At 66.5% G+C, this 17,411-nt stretch carries 16 protein-coding genes; 2 read left to right on the top strand and 14 right to left on the bottom strand.

The window, feature by feature from the left end; all coding sequences use genetic code 11:
• Positions 1–65: 65 nt before the first annotated feature.
• The gene (locus AC1DYG_RS05655; protein WP_477638916.1) at positions 66–983 is read right to left on the bottom strand and encodes an ABC transporter substrate-binding protein; all 918 of its coding nucleotides are present in this window, start codon (positions 981–983) and stop codon (positions 66–68) included.
• Between the two features lie 216 nt (positions 984–1,199).
• On the opposite strand from AC1DYG_RS05655, the gene AC1DYG_RS05650 reads away from it, so the two are divergent.
• Both AC1DYG_RS05650 and AC1DYG_RS05645 read left to right on the top strand, forming a co-directional pair.
• Positions 1,200–1,523 (top strand): hypothetical protein, encoded by a 324-nt coding sequence (locus AC1DYG_RS05650; protein WP_477638915.1) that lies wholly within the window; start codon positions 1,200–1,202, stop codon positions 1,521–1,523.
• 272 nt (positions 1,524–1,795) lie between these two features.
• Entirely contained in the window at positions 1,796–2,953 is a 1,158-nt protein-coding gene (locus AC1DYG_RS05645) for an NAD(P)-dependent malic enzyme (protein ID WP_477638914.1), read from the top strand.
• Between the two features lie 2 nt (positions 2,954–2,955).
• Here the strand turns inward: AC1DYG_RS05645 and AC1DYG_RS05640 are convergent, their stop codons facing one another.
• From AC1DYG_RS05640 to rfbA, 13 genes are all read right to left on the bottom strand, one after another.
• On the bottom strand, positions 2,956–4,239 hold the full coding sequence (locus AC1DYG_RS05640; RefSeq protein WP_477638913.1) for a glycosyltransferase family 4 protein: 1,284 nt from the start codon (positions 4,237–4,239) through the stop codon (positions 2,956–2,958).
• Complete coding sequence (locus AC1DYG_RS05635) at positions 4,236–5,624, bottom strand: O-antigen ligase family protein (protein WP_477638912.1); 1,389 nt, start codon at positions 5,622–5,624, stop codon at positions 4,236–4,238. Before AC1DYG_RS05635 ends, AC1DYG_RS05640 begins: the two co-directional genes overlap by 4 nt.
• Positions 5,621–6,865: a lipopolysaccharide biosynthesis protein gene (locus AC1DYG_RS05630; RefSeq protein WP_477638911.1), complete on the bottom strand. Its 1,245-nt coding sequence runs from the start codon at positions 6,863–6,865 to the stop codon at positions 5,621–5,623. Before AC1DYG_RS05630 ends, AC1DYG_RS05635 begins: the two co-directional genes overlap by 4 nt.
• Positions 6,866–6,978: 113 nt before the next feature.
• On the bottom strand, positions 6,979–8,094 hold the full coding sequence (wecB, locus tag AC1DYG_RS05625; protein ID WP_477638910.1) for a non-hydrolyzing UDP-N-acetylglucosamine 2-epimerase: 1,116 nt from the start codon (positions 8,092–8,094) through the stop codon (positions 6,979–6,981).
• Positions 8,091–9,200 carry a polysaccharide biosynthesis C-terminal domain-containing protein gene (locus AC1DYG_RS05620; protein ID WP_477638909.1) on the bottom strand — a complete coding sequence of 370 codons (1,110 nt, stop codon included), beginning with the start codon at positions 9,198–9,200 and terminating at the stop codon, positions 8,091–8,093. Before AC1DYG_RS05620 ends, wecB begins: the two co-directional genes overlap by 4 nt.
• Positions 9,200–10,231, bottom strand: coding sequence for a polysaccharide biosynthesis protein (locus tag AC1DYG_RS05615; protein WP_477638908.1), 1,032 nt, complete (start codon positions 10,229–10,231; stop codon positions 9,200–9,202). Before AC1DYG_RS05615 ends, AC1DYG_RS05620 begins: the two co-directional genes overlap by 1 nt.
• A 2-nt stretch (positions 10,232–10,233) precedes the next feature.
• Positions 10,234–11,496 (bottom strand): glycosyltransferase family 4 protein, encoded by a 1,263-nt coding sequence (locus AC1DYG_RS05610; RefSeq protein ID WP_477638907.1) that lies wholly within the window; start codon positions 11,494–11,496, stop codon positions 10,234–10,236.
• Entirely contained in the window at positions 11,493–12,128 is a 636-nt protein-coding gene (locus tag AC1DYG_RS05605; RefSeq protein ID WP_477638906.1) for a NeuD/PglB/VioB family sugar acetyltransferase, read from the bottom strand. The genes AC1DYG_RS05610 and AC1DYG_RS05605 overlap by 4 nt, the downstream gene beginning before the upstream one ends.
• Positions 12,125–12,745: a sugar transferase gene (locus AC1DYG_RS05600; protein ID WP_477638905.1), complete on the bottom strand. Its 621-nt coding sequence runs from the start codon at positions 12,743–12,745 to the stop codon at positions 12,125–12,127. Before AC1DYG_RS05600 ends, AC1DYG_RS05605 begins: the two co-directional genes overlap by 4 nt.
• Before the next feature lie 3 nt (positions 12,746–12,748).
• Positions 12,749–13,879, bottom strand: a complete 1,131-nt coding sequence (locus AC1DYG_RS05595; protein WP_477638904.1) for a DegT/DnrJ/EryC1/StrS family aminotransferase — start codon at positions 13,877–13,879, stop codon at positions 12,749–12,751.
• On the bottom strand, positions 13,879–15,702 hold the full coding sequence (locus AC1DYG_RS05590; RefSeq protein ID WP_477638903.1) for an SDR family NAD(P)-dependent oxidoreductase: 1,824 nt from the start codon (positions 15,700–15,702) through the stop codon (positions 13,879–13,881). The genes AC1DYG_RS05595 and AC1DYG_RS05590 overlap by 1 nt, the downstream gene beginning before the upstream one ends.
• Positions 15,703–15,901: 199 nt before the next feature.
• Complete coding sequence (locus tag AC1DYG_RS05585) at positions 15,902–16,501, bottom strand: dTDP-4-dehydrorhamnose 3,5-epimerase family protein (RefSeq protein ID WP_477638902.1); 600 nt, start codon at positions 16,499–16,501, stop codon at positions 15,902–15,904.
• Positions 16,501–17,379, bottom strand: a complete 879-nt coding sequence (rfbA, locus tag AC1DYG_RS05580; RefSeq protein WP_477638901.1) for a glucose-1-phosphate thymidylyltransferase RfbA — start codon at positions 17,377–17,379, stop codon at positions 16,501–16,503. Before rfbA ends, AC1DYG_RS05585 begins: the two co-directional genes overlap by 1 nt.
• Positions 17,380–17,411 lie beyond the last annotated feature (32 nt).

Genomic DNA, 17,411 nt, shown 5'->3' with positions numbered 1-17,411 from the left:
CCAGTTCCACTTGTCGTTCGGCGTGGATCACGCCCGGCCGGTCCTCTGCCTGAGGGGCCATGGCGTCAGCCGACCGACGGGTTTACCGCGAAGTCACTGATCGACCCGCCCTCGGCCTTCCACTTGTCGAGGATCTGCTTGTAGCTCCCGTCCTGTTCCATGGACTTGAGCGCGTCGACGATGGCCTGACCGAACTCGGTCTGGTCCTTGGGGAGAACGAAGCCGTAGGGGGCTGAGTCGTACTGTTCGCCGAGCAGCTCGACGGAGCCCTTGGTCAGCTGCACGGCCGCGATGGCCGGCGGGAGGTCGACCGCCATGGCGTCTGCCTTGCCGGACTGGATCATCGCGGTGACCTTGGCCTGGTCCGGGTCGACCAGCTGGGTGATCGCCGGCTTGCCCGCGCTGGTGCACTTCGTGCTGCGCGCGGCGAGGTCGTCGACCTGAATGGTGCCCTTCTGGACCGCGACCTTGAGCCCGCAGGCGTTCTCCGCATCAACCTTCTTCGGGTTGCCCTTCTGCACGACCCACTGGGTGCCGGCCTTGAAGTACGAGACCATCGTCACCTGCTTCATCCGGTCCGCGTTGACGCTGAACGAGGACACGCCAACGTCGTACTTGCCGCTGCTGACCCCGAGGATGATGGAGTCGAAGCCCGTGGGCTGCCACTCGGTCTTGATGCCGAACTTGGCCATGACGGCGTCGAAGAGGTCGACGTCCATGCCGATGACTGTCTTGCCGTCCGTGTCGAGGTACTCGTTGGGCTGGTAGGTCGCGTCCGTGCCGATCACGATCTTGCCGGCGCTCTTGACCTTGGCGGGCAGCTTCGCCACCAGGGCCTGGTCGACCGCGGCCTTGGTCGTGGAGCTGCTGCTCGAGCTGCTCGTGTTCGTGGACAACGAGTCCGAGCCGCAGGCCGACAGGGCCAGTCCTGCGGTGGCCAGCCCCGCGATCAGGAGAGTGGTGGGGCGCAAGCGATGGGTCATGCGGTGAGGTTCCTTCCTCGTATGCCGTGGGGCCTGGGATGGCCGCAGGTCGCCCGCTGGGGGTTAGGGGCATCCTGCCAGCAACGATCGGGAGGCGGGCTAGATCTGACGTTCCGAAACAGTCTCGAATCCGAGATGTCCCACTCGGGGCGTTGATTGACGTGCCCATCCACTGGCGAGGACCCTCGAATACGTGTTCGCAGAGAGGAGATAGTGATGAAACTGAAGGTCTTGGCGTTCGCCGTGATCCTCGTCGCTGGTCTCGTGGGTGGGCCTCTTCTGGTCGGGGAACCCCGTGCCGATGCCGTTTCCTGTGCCGTGCGGGGGGCCATCGACCGCGCCGGCAACAACTCGGTGTACATCGTGCGAAACCAGTGCACCGCGACGTACTCGTTCAAGGTCTACCTGCCCATCTACCAGCGGTACGCGATCAGTGGGCAGTCGTCGTCTGGCGCTGCCTGCAGGGCGATCGGTGGTGGAACAGCCGGCACCTTCTGGTACACCGTGCCGGACAACGGTTGGACCGTGTCGGCCTGCTAGCGGTGCCTCCGCAACGGGGGCGGGCGGGCTTGCGTTCGCCCACCCCAGGCTTCGCGGTGCCTGGCCGGCACGTGGCCAGCACTCGGGGCGACGCGGGTCACACTCGCGTTACGACGGTGGTTTCGCGCGCTCGGGTGTGCCACCATGAACTCGCGGGTAACCCCCGCGTATTGCGTCTGAGAGGCCACACCCGGCTGTCGTTCGACCGCGGATCTATCCGTGCGCGGTGTGCCCCACGCATTTTTCTTGTCTTCCTTTGAGGTGAATCGTCCATGTCTGCGTTCCCGTCCTTTCCGCTGTTCGACCCGTCCGACCCGGTCTTCCGGGCGCACGAGGGCGGCAAGCTCGGGGTACACGCCACGCAGCCCCTGCGGGACCGCGTCGATCTCGCGCTGCTCTACACGCCGGGCGTGGCGGACGTGTCCCGGGCGATCGCCGTCGACCCCTCGCTCGCCGCCCGTTACACGGCTCGGGCGAACACCGTCGCCGTCATCACCGACGGCACCGCAGTCCTCGGGCTGGGCGACATCGGGCCGCTCGCGGCGATTCCGGTGATGGAGGGCAAGGCGGTGCTGTTCAAGCACTTCGGCGGCGTCGATGCGGTGCCGGTGTGCATGGAGACCGGCTCGGTGGACGAGCTCGTCGACGCCATCGTGCGGATCGCCCCGACCTACGGCGGCATCAACCTCGAGGACATCTCGGCGCCACGGTGCTTCGAGATCGAGCGGCAGCTGCAGGAGCGGCTCGACATCCCGGTGTTCCACGACGACCAGCACGGCACGGCGATCGTGGTCCTGGCCGGCCTGATCAATGCAGCCAAGGTGGTCGGCCGGCCCCTGGAGTCGCTGCGGGTGGTCGTCTCGGGTGCCGGGGCCGCGGGTGTCGCGGTGACCAAGCTGCTGGCGCGCGCCGGAGTCGAGGACATCGTGGTGTGCGACTCGCGAGGCATCGTCGCGCCGGCACGCGAGGACCTCGCCGACCACAAGCGCCGCCTCGCCGCGACGACGAACCCACGCGGCCTCTCGGGGTCGCTCGGCGACGCGCTGGTGGGCGCCGACGTCTTCGTCGGGGTGTCCGGCGGTCAGGTGCCCGAGGCGGACATCGCGCGGATGGCCCCGTCGTCGATCATCTTCGCGCTCGCCAACCCCGATCCCGAGGTGCACCCCGACGTGGCGTCGAAGTATGCCGCGGTGGTCGCCACGGGCCGCTCGGACTTCCCGAACCAGATCAACAACGTGTTGGCCTTCCCGGGGATCTTCCGCGGAGCGCTGGACTCGGGAGCGCCGCAGATCACCGAGGCGATGAAGCTGGCGGCAGCACAGGCCATCGCCGGGCTGGTGCCCGAGCCGACAGCGGACGAGATCGTGCCCAGTGTCTTCGCCGAGGGCGTCGCCGACGCCGTGGCCGCAGCGGTCGCCGAGCTCGCCTAGGGCTAGCGGCTGCGGCTCATCGGGAGCCGCTTGGCAGCGTCTCCTGAAGCCAGGGCAAGGATCCGCTTGGCGGCGACGTCCGACGACAGTTCGTCGGCGTAGTAGCGCCGTGCGGCGTCCTGGCGGGCCGCGTAGCGGCCGTCGCGCCACTCCGTGAAGAGCTCGGTCACCGCGTCGGCCAGTCCCTGATTGTCTCCGGCCTCGATGGACAATGCCGCCCCGGTCGAGGCGATCATCGGTCCGACATCCGACGTGCGTTCAAGGCAGAGGATTGCCGGAACGCCCATGCGGAAGTAGTCGACGATCTTCGATGGGAACGACGGGATCGAGACGTTCGGCACCGTCACCGCCAAGCCCGCCTGAGCTCGTGACAGCAGTTCCAGGTACTCAGGGCGGGGGATGCGGCCGAGGAACTCCACCTGTGCGAGCCCAAGCTCTCGCGCCTGCTGGCGGAGTCGTGCCTCGTCCGGACCCGTGCCGGCGATGATGATGTTGGCGGGGATCCCGCGGTCCTCCAGGAGCTTGGCGGCATCGAGGAGCGTCTCGACCCCGCGCCCGAAGGTCAGCTGACCGCCAAAGACGAGCGTGAACCTGGGGTCTCGGCCCATCTGGTTCGGTCCCGTGGAAGGGGCGGGGGAGCTTTGTGCGGTCTCAGGCTTGTTCAAGTTGACGTCTGCGTTGCCGCCCCATGGGGGAACGATGACGACGTTGCAGTTCAAGCCTGGGTGGTAGGAGGCGAGGAATCGAGCGCTCGCAGGGCTCATGACGCAGATCGTGTCGGCGGCGGCCATCGCTCGGCGCTCGATCCATTTGAGCACCGGCAACGCCGGACTTCTGCCCAGGCGGCCGACTTCAGCTTGGTGGACAGGAAAGAAGTCCCAGAGCACAAAAGCCACATGGCGTGCGCGTCCGGCGCGCCGAAGGCGGGACGGGTAGAAGCCGCTCAGGAATGCAGGAGAAAAGAACACCACCAGGTCGTACGTCTTGGCGCCCACGAACGTGCGGCCCAGAACGCGGTAGCGCAGTCCTGCCAAAGCGTGCTGGAGCAGTCGCCGTGGTCCGCTCGAGTCGGCGGTCGGTCCCACGCTGAACACGCGGGCCCCGCCCAAGGTGCCCGTGAGTCCGCGTGGGCGAGGGGTCGCCGCATCGTGCACCAAGACGTCAACGTCCGCACCGTGCGCGCGAAGACCCTCGACGAGGTCGTCGACAAGCCATGGGTCCATGCGCGTGCTGCCGTTGAAGACGCTCGCGACCACCAAGACCGATGAGGGTGAGCTGGCCTTCACGATTGAGTTCCCTTGAGAGGACTGTTGATCCGTGACCGGATCCACGGCTGTGGCCGCTGTGCCCGCGTGGGGGGTATTCCGGGTGGGGCTGACTCAGCGCGCTTGATGGACCCGGCGGCGGCGAAAGCGAACAGCCAGAGCCATGAAAGGAGGGGGGTTGCCCCCCCAAAGCCGAAGAGGGTCGACTCAGTCAGCTGAAGGATGAGGACGGCCAATGCAGGCCCAACAAGTGCACGCTCCGGTCCCTGGCGCGCCGAAGATTTCCAAAGGCTGACAAGGAGTGCCAAGAACATCAGGGCGCCGATAACCCCTAACTCGGCCAGGAGGCTCAGGTAAATGTTGTGGGCAGTCACCGTCCCCCGTCCAAAGTCCTCAGCTGTTCGAAATCCAGCACCCGCAATTGGATGCTCTTGCCACCTTTGGATCACCTCAGCGTAGATCTCGAAGCGACCGGCTGACAGGTCCGTCCGTTGCTGTATTCGACTGAAACTGTCGAAGAGGCCGTTGAACAGGGTCGGTCGGACGAGATAGGCGAGAGCAACAACTGCGCTGGCCGCCCAGAGGGCCCTTATGGCACGGACGCGCTGAGAGCGCATGGCGAATGTGGCAAGAACTCCCATGATGGCCGCGAGTAATGCCCCTCGTGACCCGGAGAGAACCAAGGAGGTCAAGAGTGCTGCTTGGGCAGCCAAGAGCATGATCCGACCCGTTGGACGCGGATAGACCGTGAATAGGTAGATCGAGGCCGGTATCGCTACTGCAGACAGCTCGCCCGCGAAGTTGGGATTTGTCAAGATTCCCTGATATCGCCCGTAGTCACTCAGAGCCCAAGCCGCGCCCGAGGTCCATCCGAACAAGCCGAGCATCTGTGCCGCGGCAGCTATGCCGACCAGCGTTGCTACATCCCCTGCCAGTGCGCTTCTGCTTGTCCATCGAGGCATCGATGCGACAAGGAAGGAAGCGACCACGAGAAAGAGGCCGGCTTGAGCGATGGATGTAGCCGGCTCAGCACTCCACGAGGCGGATGCAGCGGCAAGCACGACCAGGAGCAGGATGAGCACCCTCGGTCCCCAAGGCGCTGGTCGACCTCGGCCGACGAGAAGTGCTATTGCCCCCGCGAGAATCAGCGGGGCGAATTGCATGGCGTACCAGACTTGATCTTCCAGCAGCAGTTTCGTGGCGGCGTTTCCGTGTCCCGCGGAGGCCGCGAACGAAACGCAAACGAGGACGCGCCACACGCCCATCTTCAGGCACAGGGGCACCGCGATGATCAAGAGTGCCGATAAAGCCATTTGAGAGGTGGGGAGGGAAAGCATGACAGCGAGAAGCGCGCCTGCGGCGCCAACGACGCAGGTCAAGACCACGAGACTCGGGTGCTGCTTCACTGAGATCGTCCTTCGCCGCTCGCGCCGGTCAGGTGGAGGCCCCGGCCTGGACGACCGTTTGGCCCCAAGGCCTGCCCGAAAATGTGGGCCTTCCGTTGCAGGGTGATCGTGGCCGCTGTCGCGTAGCTGATACTCACGATAGACATGACAACGCTGGCACCGAGCGAACCGTAGGCTGGTCCGAGCAGCACGAGCGATATCAGTGCGAGACCAAGGGCCAAGGCGCTGAACAGGGAAGCGCGGCGTTCGAGGCCAGCGATCAGCATGAGCGCATTCACCGGTCCCAAGGCCACGACGACCACAGACGACAGGGCGAGAAGGCGCAGGCTTCCGGCGGCTGCGATGTACTGCTCGCCGAACACCCGTAGTGCTTGGGCGGGGAATACCGCCAGTAGCGAGCCGAGCAAGCCAGCGCAGGCAGCCGCGCGCCGCGTTGAACGTTGAGCCAGAAGGTTGAGTGAGTGAGTGTCACCGTGATGGTGCAACGCTGCGAACCGTGGCGCGAGATAGGTCACCTGGATCGCGGGAAGCAAGGCGACCACGGCGGCCAGGCGGGCGGCGCTGTTGAAGTAGGCAGCCTCTGCATGTGAGCTGAACAGACCGAGGGTCAGCACTGGCGCCCATGTGAGCAGGTAGAACAACAGCGACGTGCCCATCATCGAGGCCAGGGCACCGGTGGCCTGAGGCGGAAGGTCTCGTACCCCCTCTACCCCGGTTTGAGTTGTGCGTGTTGCAACCAGAGCAGCGGGCAGTGCCCACACGGATGTGGCCAAGTTGGCCAGCGAGAAGATCACCAGGCACGGGAGCACGCCCGGATCGGCAGCGGCATCGAACCCGAGCAGCGCGACAAAGCCCAGAAGGGGCGTCGAGCCCAACTCGGCCAGGGTGCCTGTCGCGACCCGCCCGCGCGCCCGCAGGATCGCGCTCGCGGTCACGGAGAGCGAGGCCGGTAGCACCCCCGCTCCGAGGAGGGCCGATCCGGCGACCAACTGGCCGCCTGAGAGGGTCTCACGCAGGAGTGCGGCGCCAATCAGGCCCATCAGCACTGCAGCAACGCACGCGGTCGCCGCGCACACCTGCAGGAGGCGCCGTGACTCGGGGCCGCCACCCTGGCGCAGGCCGGCGATCCGCTTGATGGCCATGTTGTCGGTGCCGAATCGTCCAAGCGTTGCGGCGCCTGTGAAGACCGCAAAGAGCACGAAGAATTGGCCGGCGGCCTCGGGTCCCAGCTGTCGCGCCACGAGGGCGGCGAAGGCGAACGATGCCGCGATCGATGCCCCCCGCGCGAGGAAGGACCCTCCGACGGACCTCAGCCCGAGCCCATCTGCACGCTGCCTAAGTGCCACGGTGGTTATCAACGGCGAAGGCCGTGCCACTGCTCGTGCCGGCGGTGTGTGGACAGGATGAACCGGACCGCTCGCTCTGAGCAGTTGTCGATGGCGTAGTCGGCTGGCACGACCTGCCCGGCGCTCGCGTCGTGCACAACAACCTCGATTGCCTCGACGACGTTTTCGGGATCCAGACCCGTCATGATGATCGAGCCTGTGTCGAGCGCTTCGGGGCGCTCGATCGAGTCGCGCAGGGTGACGGCAGGGAAGCCGAGGATCGAGGACTCCTCGCTGATCGTCCCGCTGTCGGACAGGACGCAGCGCGCCTCCTGCTGGAGGCGCACGTAGTCGATGAAACCGAGCGGCTTGTGGAAGATCAGCGCCGCAGGCAGCTCGCGTCCGAGGGCCTCGAGTCGCTTGCGGGTGCGCGGGTGGGTCGATACGAGGACGGGCAGGCCAGTCCTCTCGTGGGCGGCCACCAGGCAGTCGAGCAGCGCTCCGAGCCGCTCGGGGTTGTCGACGTTTTCCTCGCGGTGCGCCGAGACGAGCAGGTAGCCCTGAGGTTTCAGGCCGAGGTCTCCCACGATGGTGCTCTGGGCGAACTGGTCGAGGTGCTGGAGCAGCACTTCCTTCATCGGCGACCCGGTCAGCAGGATGCGACGGGGGTGCAGCCCCTCCGCGAGGAGGTTGCGGCGGGCATGCTCGGTGTAGACGAGGTTGAAGTCGGCGACATGGTCGACGAGCCGCCTGTTGGTCTCCTCCGGGACGTTCTCGTCGAAGCAACGGTTGCCGGCTTCCATGTGGTACACCGGAATTCGCATCCGCTTCGCCATGATCGCGGCGATGCAGCTGTTGGTGTCGCCGAGCACCAGGACGGCATCGGGCTGCTCCTCGAGGAGAACCTGTTCGGCCTTGATGAGGGTCTCGCCGAGGACTCGCCCCAAGCTCGACGTGTCGACCTCGAGGAAGTGGTCCGGCTTTCGAATCCCCAGCTCGTCGAAGAAGATCCCGTTGAGCTCGTAGTCGTAGTTCTGCCCCGTGTGGACCAGCACGTGGTCGACCGTCGCGTCGAGTCGCGCCATGACCCGCGAGAGCCGGATGATCTCGGGGCGGGTCCCGACGATGGTCATCACCTTGGTCATGCATCCGCCTTTGCAACGTCAGCCACGGGTTCCCAGTAGGTATCGGGGTTCTCCGCGTCGAACAGTGAGTGTGTCCAGAACAGCGTGGTCACCTCGGTCTCACCAGTGTTGGTGATGTTGTGGACCCACATGGTGGGCATGTCCACGACGGAGGGCGAGTCGCCCGAGACCTCGAACGACACGACCTCGTCATGGAACACCCGCCGCAGCGATATCCGTGCCTGTCCACTGAGCACCGCGAACCGTTCGACCTTGCCGAGGTGGAAGTGCTCGCCTCTGGTGATCCCCGGTTTCGTGGTGGAGACGAAGGTCTGACCCTGGCCGCCGTGGGCGCGGACCGTCTCGACCAGGCGTCCGCGGTCGTCGGAGTGGGCGGTCAGCGCAATGGGGTAGTGGGCCGGGAAGAGGGCTGCGCGGTAGGTGTTGAACAGGTCCACTCGCAGCGCTGTGTCGAGCACGGGAATGTCTCCTGTCGCATAGAGCTCGTGGAACTCACACAGCAGCGCGTAGATCTCACCGACCGATGTGGGTGTGGCGGCGGGTGTCAGAGCCTTTTCCGACGTCTCGAGGGCATCCAGGAGCACTTGCGCGGCCCGCTGAACGTGCAACAGGGCCACCTCCCGGTCGCTGAGCTGGGGCTGCTCGCCTCGCACGACCGCATCGACAAAAGTCGCCACGAACGAGTTGTAGGCCGGTTGGCCATGCTCGCCGAAGATGTTGGGGAGTAGGACGTCGACGAAGTGACCTCCAGTTGCTGTGGCGGCGTCGGCCAAGAGGGCAGCAGCCTGCTGCTTGCCCGTGCCGTAGGGCGTGCCGTTGCCAGCCTGGATCGAGTTGGCGTAGACGACTCGCACTGGCCTACCGACCTGCCGCACGGCGTACGCGAGGTCCCCTGCCAAGCGCACGTTGGCTGCCTCGACCTCCTGTGGGTCCCCGCGATTCACGCCCGCGACGTGGATCACAGCATCGGCGCTCTCGAGCAGCGTTGGGAGCTGGTCCCAATTCTCCCTGGTGACAGGGACGATTTCGTGGTCCGTCAGGGCATGCAGGCGCGTCCGAGTGTGCCACCCGAGGAACCCGGCTGCGCCGGTCAGCACTAAGCGCATCAGGCGACGACTCCAAGAACTCGCTGCATCTCCGGGAGCTTGAGGAGCAGTTCCTTGGTCTGCGCGACGTCGAGCTGCTCGGTGTTGGCTGAGGTGTAGTCGTCGACCTCGGCGGCTTCCTTCTCGCCCTCCTCGACGTAGACCTCGTACTGGAGGCCGCGGGCATCGAGCGGGACGCTGAAGTAGTCGCCCTGGTCTTTCGACTTGAGCATCTCCTCGCGGCTGAGCAACGTCTCGTGAAGCTTCTCGCCGTGGCGAGTGCCGATCACCTTGATCTCGGGGTCATCGTCTCCGAGGAGGGATGCGACCGCACGAGCGAGAACGTCCACAGTCGCGGCGGGGGCCTTGCGTACGAACAGATCGCCCGGCTCCGCCTCAGAGAAGGCGTACTGGACGAGGTCGACGGACTCAGGCAGGGACATCAGGAAGCGAGTCATGCCGGGCTCGGTGAGAGTGAGTGGGCGTCCCTGCTCGAGCTGCTGGACGAAGAGCGGGATAACGGATCCGCGCGAGTACATGACGTTTCCGTACCGGGTTACCGAGACTGTGGTCTTGGAGTGCGGATTGTTGCGGGCGTACGCCTGGGCAGTCTTTTCCATCAACGCCTTCGACATGCCCATGGCGTTCACCGGGTAGACAGCCTTGTCCGTGCTGAGGCAGACGACGGAGCGCACGCCAGCAGCGGCGGCCGCTTCGATGACGTTGTGGCTGCCCACGACGTTGGTCTTCACGGCCTGTTCAGGGAAGAACTCGCAAGACGGCACCTGCTTGAGCGCCGCGGCGTGGAAGACGAAGTCGGTGTCGACGAAGGAGTTGGCAACGGACTCGCGATCACGCACGTCCCCGAGGAAGAACCTCAGCCGCGGGTCGGAGAACCGCTTGCGCATCTCGTCCTGCTTGGCCTCGTCACGACTGAGGACGTGCACGGTGCTGACCCCCTGCTGGAGGAGGTGGGCGGCCATGGTGGAGCCGAACGATCCTGTCCCGCCGGTGATGGCCACAGTCGCCCCGCTGAGGTTGTCGAGGTGCACTTCTACGTCCTTCCGAAATTGTCTGTGGTCCGGAGCATCGTCTCGAGTCGGTCGAGGCCGACCTTCGACGAGAAGTGCTCCATGGATAGGGCTCGAGCGGCTGAGCCCATACCCGCGATTTGAGCGTCGCTTGCGGCGAGGAGAGAGCCTATGGCCGCAATCGTTCCCTCAATGTCGCCGGGGGCCGCCACGGCGCCCACGTGATTGTCCCGGATGAGTGCGGCCACATCGCCAGCGGTGTGGGCGAGGACCGGCTTTCCATGAGCCAGCGCGCTCTGGGTCTTGCTGGGCATCGTTGCACGAAGCAGGGGCGTGTCCTGCAGGGACACGATTTGGATGTCGGACGCTCTGATATAGGCGCCCACCTGGTCTGACGGCAGGTGGCCGAGGAAACGGACATTGGTGGCCCCTGTCCGGTCCAGGATGGACTCAAGGCCCGGCCGGGCCACGCCGTCGCCGACCACGACAAGGTGGGCTTCGGGTACCGCCGCGAAGGCGGCAACCAACGGCTCGAGGCCCTGCATCTCGCCGACGTTTCCGGCGTACATGAACAGCCGTCCTGAAGGCAGACCGAGCGCCGTCCGATCGCCCTCACCGTGCTGGAGTGCCGCACCGTCGGAGGCAGCATCGTGGGAGGAGACTGCGCTGTCGGTGGTCACCCAGTTCGGTGTGTCGAAGATCTTGTCGTCAGGTACGCCTCGCTTCACGAGGATGTGGCGCATGCTCGGGCTGATCACGCCGATGCCGACCGCCCGGCTGTACGACCACCGGCAGAATCGGGTGAGGGCACGCTCGATGCCCCGGACCACTCGTCCCCCTACGAAGCCGCTCTGCGTCACGCTGTCCGGCCACAGGTCCTGGATGATCAGGAACATGGGCACTGACCGGCCCCATCGGGAGAGCAGGGCCGGGACGGCCGCGGTGGCCGGGGACGAGTAGATGAGCCAGGCATCCGGGCGTGGGACTCGCGTCGATCCGACCGCGGTCGCAGCCAGCGCGAAGGACAGGTAGTTGACCATGCGGCGCGCAGCGGACCTGTCGTGGCTCGGGTACAGGGGCGCGCGGTGCACCGTGATACTTCCCAGCTGTTCCCGGCGATACGGGCGGATCGGGTAGTCCTCGTGCAGCTCGCCAGTGGGGTAGTTCGGAAAGCCGGTGAGCACGTGGACCTCGTGCCCACGACTCGCCAACCCCTCGGCGATGGCAGAGGCGACCAGCGTGCCCGGCTCAGGGGGAAACCACTGCGTGACGAATGCGATCCTCATCGGGCTGGCACCCCCTTGACGGTGGCCCCTTCTGGCACATCGCGGACCACCACGGCGCCCGCTCCCACGACGGCCCCGGCCCCCACGGAGAGGCCCTGCAGGATCGTGGCGTTGGCGCCGACGAGGGCTCCTTCGCCCACTCGGACGGAGCCCGAGACGCATGCCTGCGGGTTGAACCGCGCGTAGTCGCCGACGGTCGTGTCGTGGCCGATCGTCACCGACTGGTCGACGTGGACGTGACGTCCGAGCCGGATGTTCGTGGTGAGCCGGGACCCTGCGCAGAGGACCGATCCTGCAGCAAGGGTCACACCCTGGCCGAGCGTGGCCGACGGGTGGACCAGGACGGGACTCTGCCATCCGAGGTCGGTCAGCCGCCCGTCGACTGCGCGTCGGTGGTGGCCACTGCCGATACCAATGACGGCGTTGCCCGGAGGCAGGCCGGCGAGCGCGTCGAGACCACCGAGTACCCGAGCGCCCCGGGACGCGAGCAGCTCTTGGTTGTGGTCGCTGGGGTCGTCGTCGACGTAGCCGAGCACGTCCCAGGTGACTGACACGGCGTTGATCGCATCGATGAGCGAGTGCAGCTCGCGGCCGAAACCACCACATCCGACGATGACGATGGGAGAGGTCACCGGTCGCCGTCCATCGGCCGTCGACCGGTGAACTCCGACATGGTGACTTCGCCTTCGCCGCTGATGCCCTCGCGCCGCAGCACCGAGCCAACCGTTCGTCGCAGGATCGACAAATCCAGCGACAGGCTCTGTCGGTCGACGTACTGCACGTCAAACCGGAAGCGGTCCTCCCAGGTCAGGGCGTTGCGCCCAGAGGCCTGCGCGAGTCCCGTGAGCCCCGGCAGAACCTCGTGTCGACGGGCTTGTTCTGCTGTGTACCGCCCGAGGTACTGCACGAGCAGGGGTCGCGGGCCGACCAATGACATGTCGCCGCGAACGACGTTCCACAGAGTCGGAAGCTCGTCAAGGCTCGTGGAGCGCAGGAGGGCGCCGAGAGGAGTCATCCGGGAGGCGTCATCGGTCCACCCACGCAATGGGTCCACCGGGCGCATCGTTCGAAACTTCATGAGTTCGAAGGACTTGCCACCCAGACCCGGTCGGGCCTGGCGGAAGAGCACAGGCGACCCGAGCCGCAGCCGGACGAGGACGGCTACGACGAGCTGGATCGGCAGCGACAGGAGGAGTACGGGCAGTGTCAGCGTCAGGTCGAGGGCGCGCTTGCCCCGATATCCAGCCATGAGTCAGCGCGCGCCGGTCGCCGAGCGAACCTCGTCGACCACCCGTGTGATGTCGGCGTCGCTGAGGATCGACCCGCTCGGCAGGGTGACTCCATTCGCGAACAGCTCGTCGGAGACGCCGGTGACGAATGCGCGAGCCTCCGCGTGGACGGGCTGGCTGTGCATCGGCTTCCAGAGGTGGCGGGCCTCGATGTCGGCCGCATCCAGGTGCTTGATCACCGATGTCGCCGCGGCCAGCCCTGGGTCGATGATGATGCAGGTCAACCAGCAGTTGTCGGTGTGGCCGGGAGGTCCGTCCTCTCCCAGGACGCGCAGCCCCGGGACGTCAGCGAACGCCTCGACGTAGGTCGACCGGATCTCGCGTCGACGCGAGATCATCGCGTCGAGGCGGCTGAGCTGTGCGCGCCCGAGCGCCGCCAGGATGTTGGACATCCGGTAGTTGTAGCCGATCTCGGTGTGCTCGTACCACGGGACCGGCTGACGGGCCTGTGTTGACAGGTAGCGGGCGCGGGCGATCAGGTCGAGGTCGTTTGAGAGCAGCATCCCGCCGCCGGACGTCGTCATGATCTTGTTGCCGTTGAAGGAGAGGGCCGCGGCCCGACCCCACGCGCCCGCCGCGGTCTCATCCAGGGTCGCGCCCAGGGCTTCTGCAGCGTCCTCGATGAGAGCGACGCCGCGTTCGGCCAACGCGTCGACGATGGACGGGTAGTCAGCACAGCGTCCGAACAGGTCCACCGACATGACTGCAGCCACCGTGACTCCCTCATCGAGCAGGGTGTCCACCGCCTGAACCAGGAGCTGCGCGTCGACGTTGCCGTCGCTGCTCTGTGAGTCGACGAAAACCGGCGCGGCACCGGTGTAGGCGACCGCGTTGGCGCTGGCGGCGAAGGTCATCGATGGCAAGACCACGGAGGTCCCCGGCCCGGCACCGGCGTCGAGCAGAGCGAGGTGCAGCGCGGCGGTGCCCGACGACAGCGCCAGGGCTCCCGCGACGCCCACACGGTCGGCCACCTCGCTCTCGAACCGGTCCACGTCGGGTCCGAGGGGCGCGACCCAGCCCGAGCGCAAGGCGCTGAGGACGTATCGCTCCTCCACGTCCGTCACGTGGGCTTGCGACAGCAGGATTCTCGCCATCAGCCGGTGACGCCGATCGCGCCCGGGACCTGCGCCTCGCGACGCATCCACTCCGCTGCCGACTGATGACTGGCCAGACGGACGCCGAGGACGTCCGAGCCGTCGATGGATGGCACATCGACGCTGGACACCAGTGCGTGACTGGTGGGCATGGCCTCTTCGGCCGTGGAGAACAGCTCTTCTCCCAACTTCTCGCCGGCACGCAGACCCGTGTAGACGATGTCGATATCGCGACGGCCGGACATCCGGATCAGGGTGTTCGCGACCTCGATGATCTTCACCTGCTCGCCCATGTCGAGCACCATGACCTCACCATCGCGGCCGATCGAGGCAGCCTCGAGCACGAGTTGGCAGGCCTCAGGGATGAGCATGAAGTAGCGCTCGACGTCCGGGTGGGTGACCGTGATCGGGCCACCACGCTGGATCTGTTCGGTGAACGCGTGAACAACGGACCCGCGCGAGCCGAGCACGTTGCCGAACCGAACCGACACGTAGCGACCCGCGAACCGGCGGGAGAAGTCCGCCGTGATCCGCTCGGCAAGCCGCTTGCTGTAGCCAAGGACGCAGATAGGGTTCGCAGCTTTGTCAGTGGAGATGTTCACGAACGTGCCGACGCCGACTCGGGAAGCCGCGTCGAGGACGTTCATCGTGCCCAGGACGTTGGTCTTCCACGCCTCGAGAGCGTGCGATTCGAGTAGCGGCAGGTGCTTGAGCGCTGCTGCGTGGAACACGATGTCCGGGCGGGCCCGCTCGAAGGCGTGGTCCATGGCCTCGATGTCGCGAATATTGGCCAGGATGAGCTCGTCGCTGTCGAGCAGCCCGTTGCCGTGCAGGCTCATCTGGGTCGACTGGAGGCCCGACTCGTCCCGGTCCAGCATGAACAGCTTCCCCGGACCGAACCGGGCGATCTGTCGGCACAGCTCGGAGCCGATGGAGCCTCCGGCGCCGGTGACCAGGACGCGCTTCCCGGCGATCTGCTCGGCGATGACGGCCATGTCGAGCTCGATGGGGCGGCGGCCGAGGAGGTCGGCCACGTCCACGTCACGCAGGTCGCCTGCGGTTGGCCGGCCACCGATGATCTCCCGCACGGGGGGCAGGGTCAGGACCTCGAGCCCGGCGTCCTCACCCAGCAGTGTCAGCTCACGAATCGTGCGCGCCTCGGCCAGCGGCAGGGCGATGATCAGGGCGTCGGCTGCATGCTTCTGCGCCACCTTGCCCATGGCGGCTCGCGTGCCGCGGACCTTGACGCCTTCGACGCGCAGACGCGCCTTGGCGGAGTCGTCGTCGAGCAGGGCCACGGGCGTGTAGCCGCTGCCCTCGTCGCGGATCAGGCTGCGGGTGAGTCGTCGTCCGGCCTCCCCAGCGCCAAAGACGATGGCCCGCTGGTCATCGCCATCGTGTCCGGCAGCCTGGCGGGTGCGGATCGAGCGGATGATGAAGCGGGCGGCAAACATGCCGAGCACGGCAAAGGCAGGCGCTGTGAACGGGACGCTCCGGGGAATCGGCCCGAGATGGAGGGCGAAGACGGCGGCTGTCAGCACCAGGGTCGTCAGCACCACCGTGCGGCCGACGTCGTAGGTCTCCTCGAAGGAGCCGCGGTCATGCCCGACGGCGTAGGGACCGAAGAAGGCTCCGAAGATCACCTGGCCCGCGACCGCGATCAGGGTGAACCACAGAACCGGAGGCGTGAGGACGTCCTCGACCCGCAAGTCATAACGCAGCCACGCGGCAAGAAAGACGGCAACCACCCAGGCGGCCGAGTCGATGACGGCCCACAGCCACCGGCTGAGCCGATCGCGACGCCTCGCTCGTGCTGTAGGCACGCAGCTCCCCTTCCCCGTTGGCCGCAAACAGCGTGAAGTTTACATGCGCGACGAGACGAATCGGCGCACATCGGGCGTGTGACCAGCGACAACTGCAGCAAATGGGGCCAGAAGGAAGCGATTCGTTCCGGTGCGACGCCGACGAAATCAGCGGGCGTCGCCGGCGAAAATCATGGGACAGCACGGGCCCCCACGCTGATCAGGCGAGGCTGGCGTAGAACTCCTGGCACGCGGCATACGTCGGCAGCAGTCCCTGCTCCCTCGCCTCGGAGAGGCTGGGCGCCTCGGCGTCCTTCGGCGAGAGCAGGGGTGACGTCATGCCATCCGGCAGGGTGAGGCCCACATCCGGGTCCAGCGGGTGTATGCCGTGTTCGCGGTTCGGCGCGTAGGGGGTGGTGACGAGGTACATGGCTGTGGTGTTGTCCTCGAGTGCGGCAAACGCGTGCCCCATCCCCTCTGGCAGGTAGACCGCGCGACGGTCGACCGTGTCGAGCAGCACGGAGTCCCACTGACCGAAGGTGGGGGATCCCACCCGGATGTCGACGATGTAGTCGATGAGGGAGCCGCTGAGTGCGGTGATGTACTTCGCCTGGGAGGGCGGGACGTCCGCGAAGTGGATGCCGCGAACCGTGCCGCGTGAGGAGACCGACACGTTGGTCTGCACGATCTCGGGCTGGTGCCCGATCGCCTCGGCCAGCCGGTCCCCGCGGTAGGACTCGAGGAAGACACCGCGGTCGTCGGGAAACTGACGCGGCGTGATCTCGAACGCGTCCGCGATCTTGAGCGGTCGGATCTCCACTAGAGCCTGCCCCGCTTCTCCTCGAGCAGCCCGGACATGTAGGTGCCGTAGCCGCTCTTCTCGAGGGAGGCGGCCAGTGCGGCGAACTCGTCGTCGCTGAGCCAGCCGTTGCGCCAGGCGATCTCCTCGACGCATCCGATCTTGTGACCCTGGCGCGCCTCGACGACGTGGACGAAGTGCGCCGAGTCCATCAGTCCCTCGAAGGTGCCGGTGTCGAACCACGCGGTGCCACGGGGGAGCACCGTGACCGAGAGGTCGCCGCGCTGGAGGTAGGCGTCGTTGACCCCGGTGATCTCGAGCTCGCCACGGGGGCTCGGCTCGAGGTTGCGCGCGATCTCGACGACGTCGTTGTCGTAGAAGTACAGGCCGGGCACGGCGTACGAGGACTTCGGCCGCGCCGGCTTCTCCTCGATCGAGAGCACCCTGCCGTCGTCGGCGAACTCCACGACGCCGTAGGCCGAGGGCTCCGTGACGTGGTACGCGAAGATGTTGCCGCCGCTCACCGAGGTGTTCGACCGCAGCGCGGTGCCGAGGCCGGTGCCGTAGAAGATGTTGTCGCCGAGCACGAGGGCGACCGAGTCGTCCCCGATGAAGTCGGCCCCGATGATGAACGCCTGGGCCAGGCCGTCGGGGCTGGGCTGGGCGGCATACGACAGCTCGATGCCCCATTTCGAGCCGTCCCCGAGGAGTCGCTGGAACTGTCCCTGGTCCTCCGGCGTCGTGATGACCAGCACCTCGCGGATGCCGGCCATCATCAGCGTCGAGAGCGGGTAGTAGATCATCGGCTTGTCATAGACAGGCATGAGCTGCTTGCTGATGCCGAGGGTTATCGGGTGCAGTCGCGTGCCGGAGCCGCCAGCCAGGATGATGCCCTTCATGGAGCACGACACTAGTGCGACAAGCAGTGTCA

It is taken from the genome of Pedococcus sp. P1_H8, assembly GCF_056405175.1.
The sequence above is the reverse complement of the archived record's forward strand: the minus strand, read 5'-3'. Positions and strand labels throughout refer to the sequence as shown.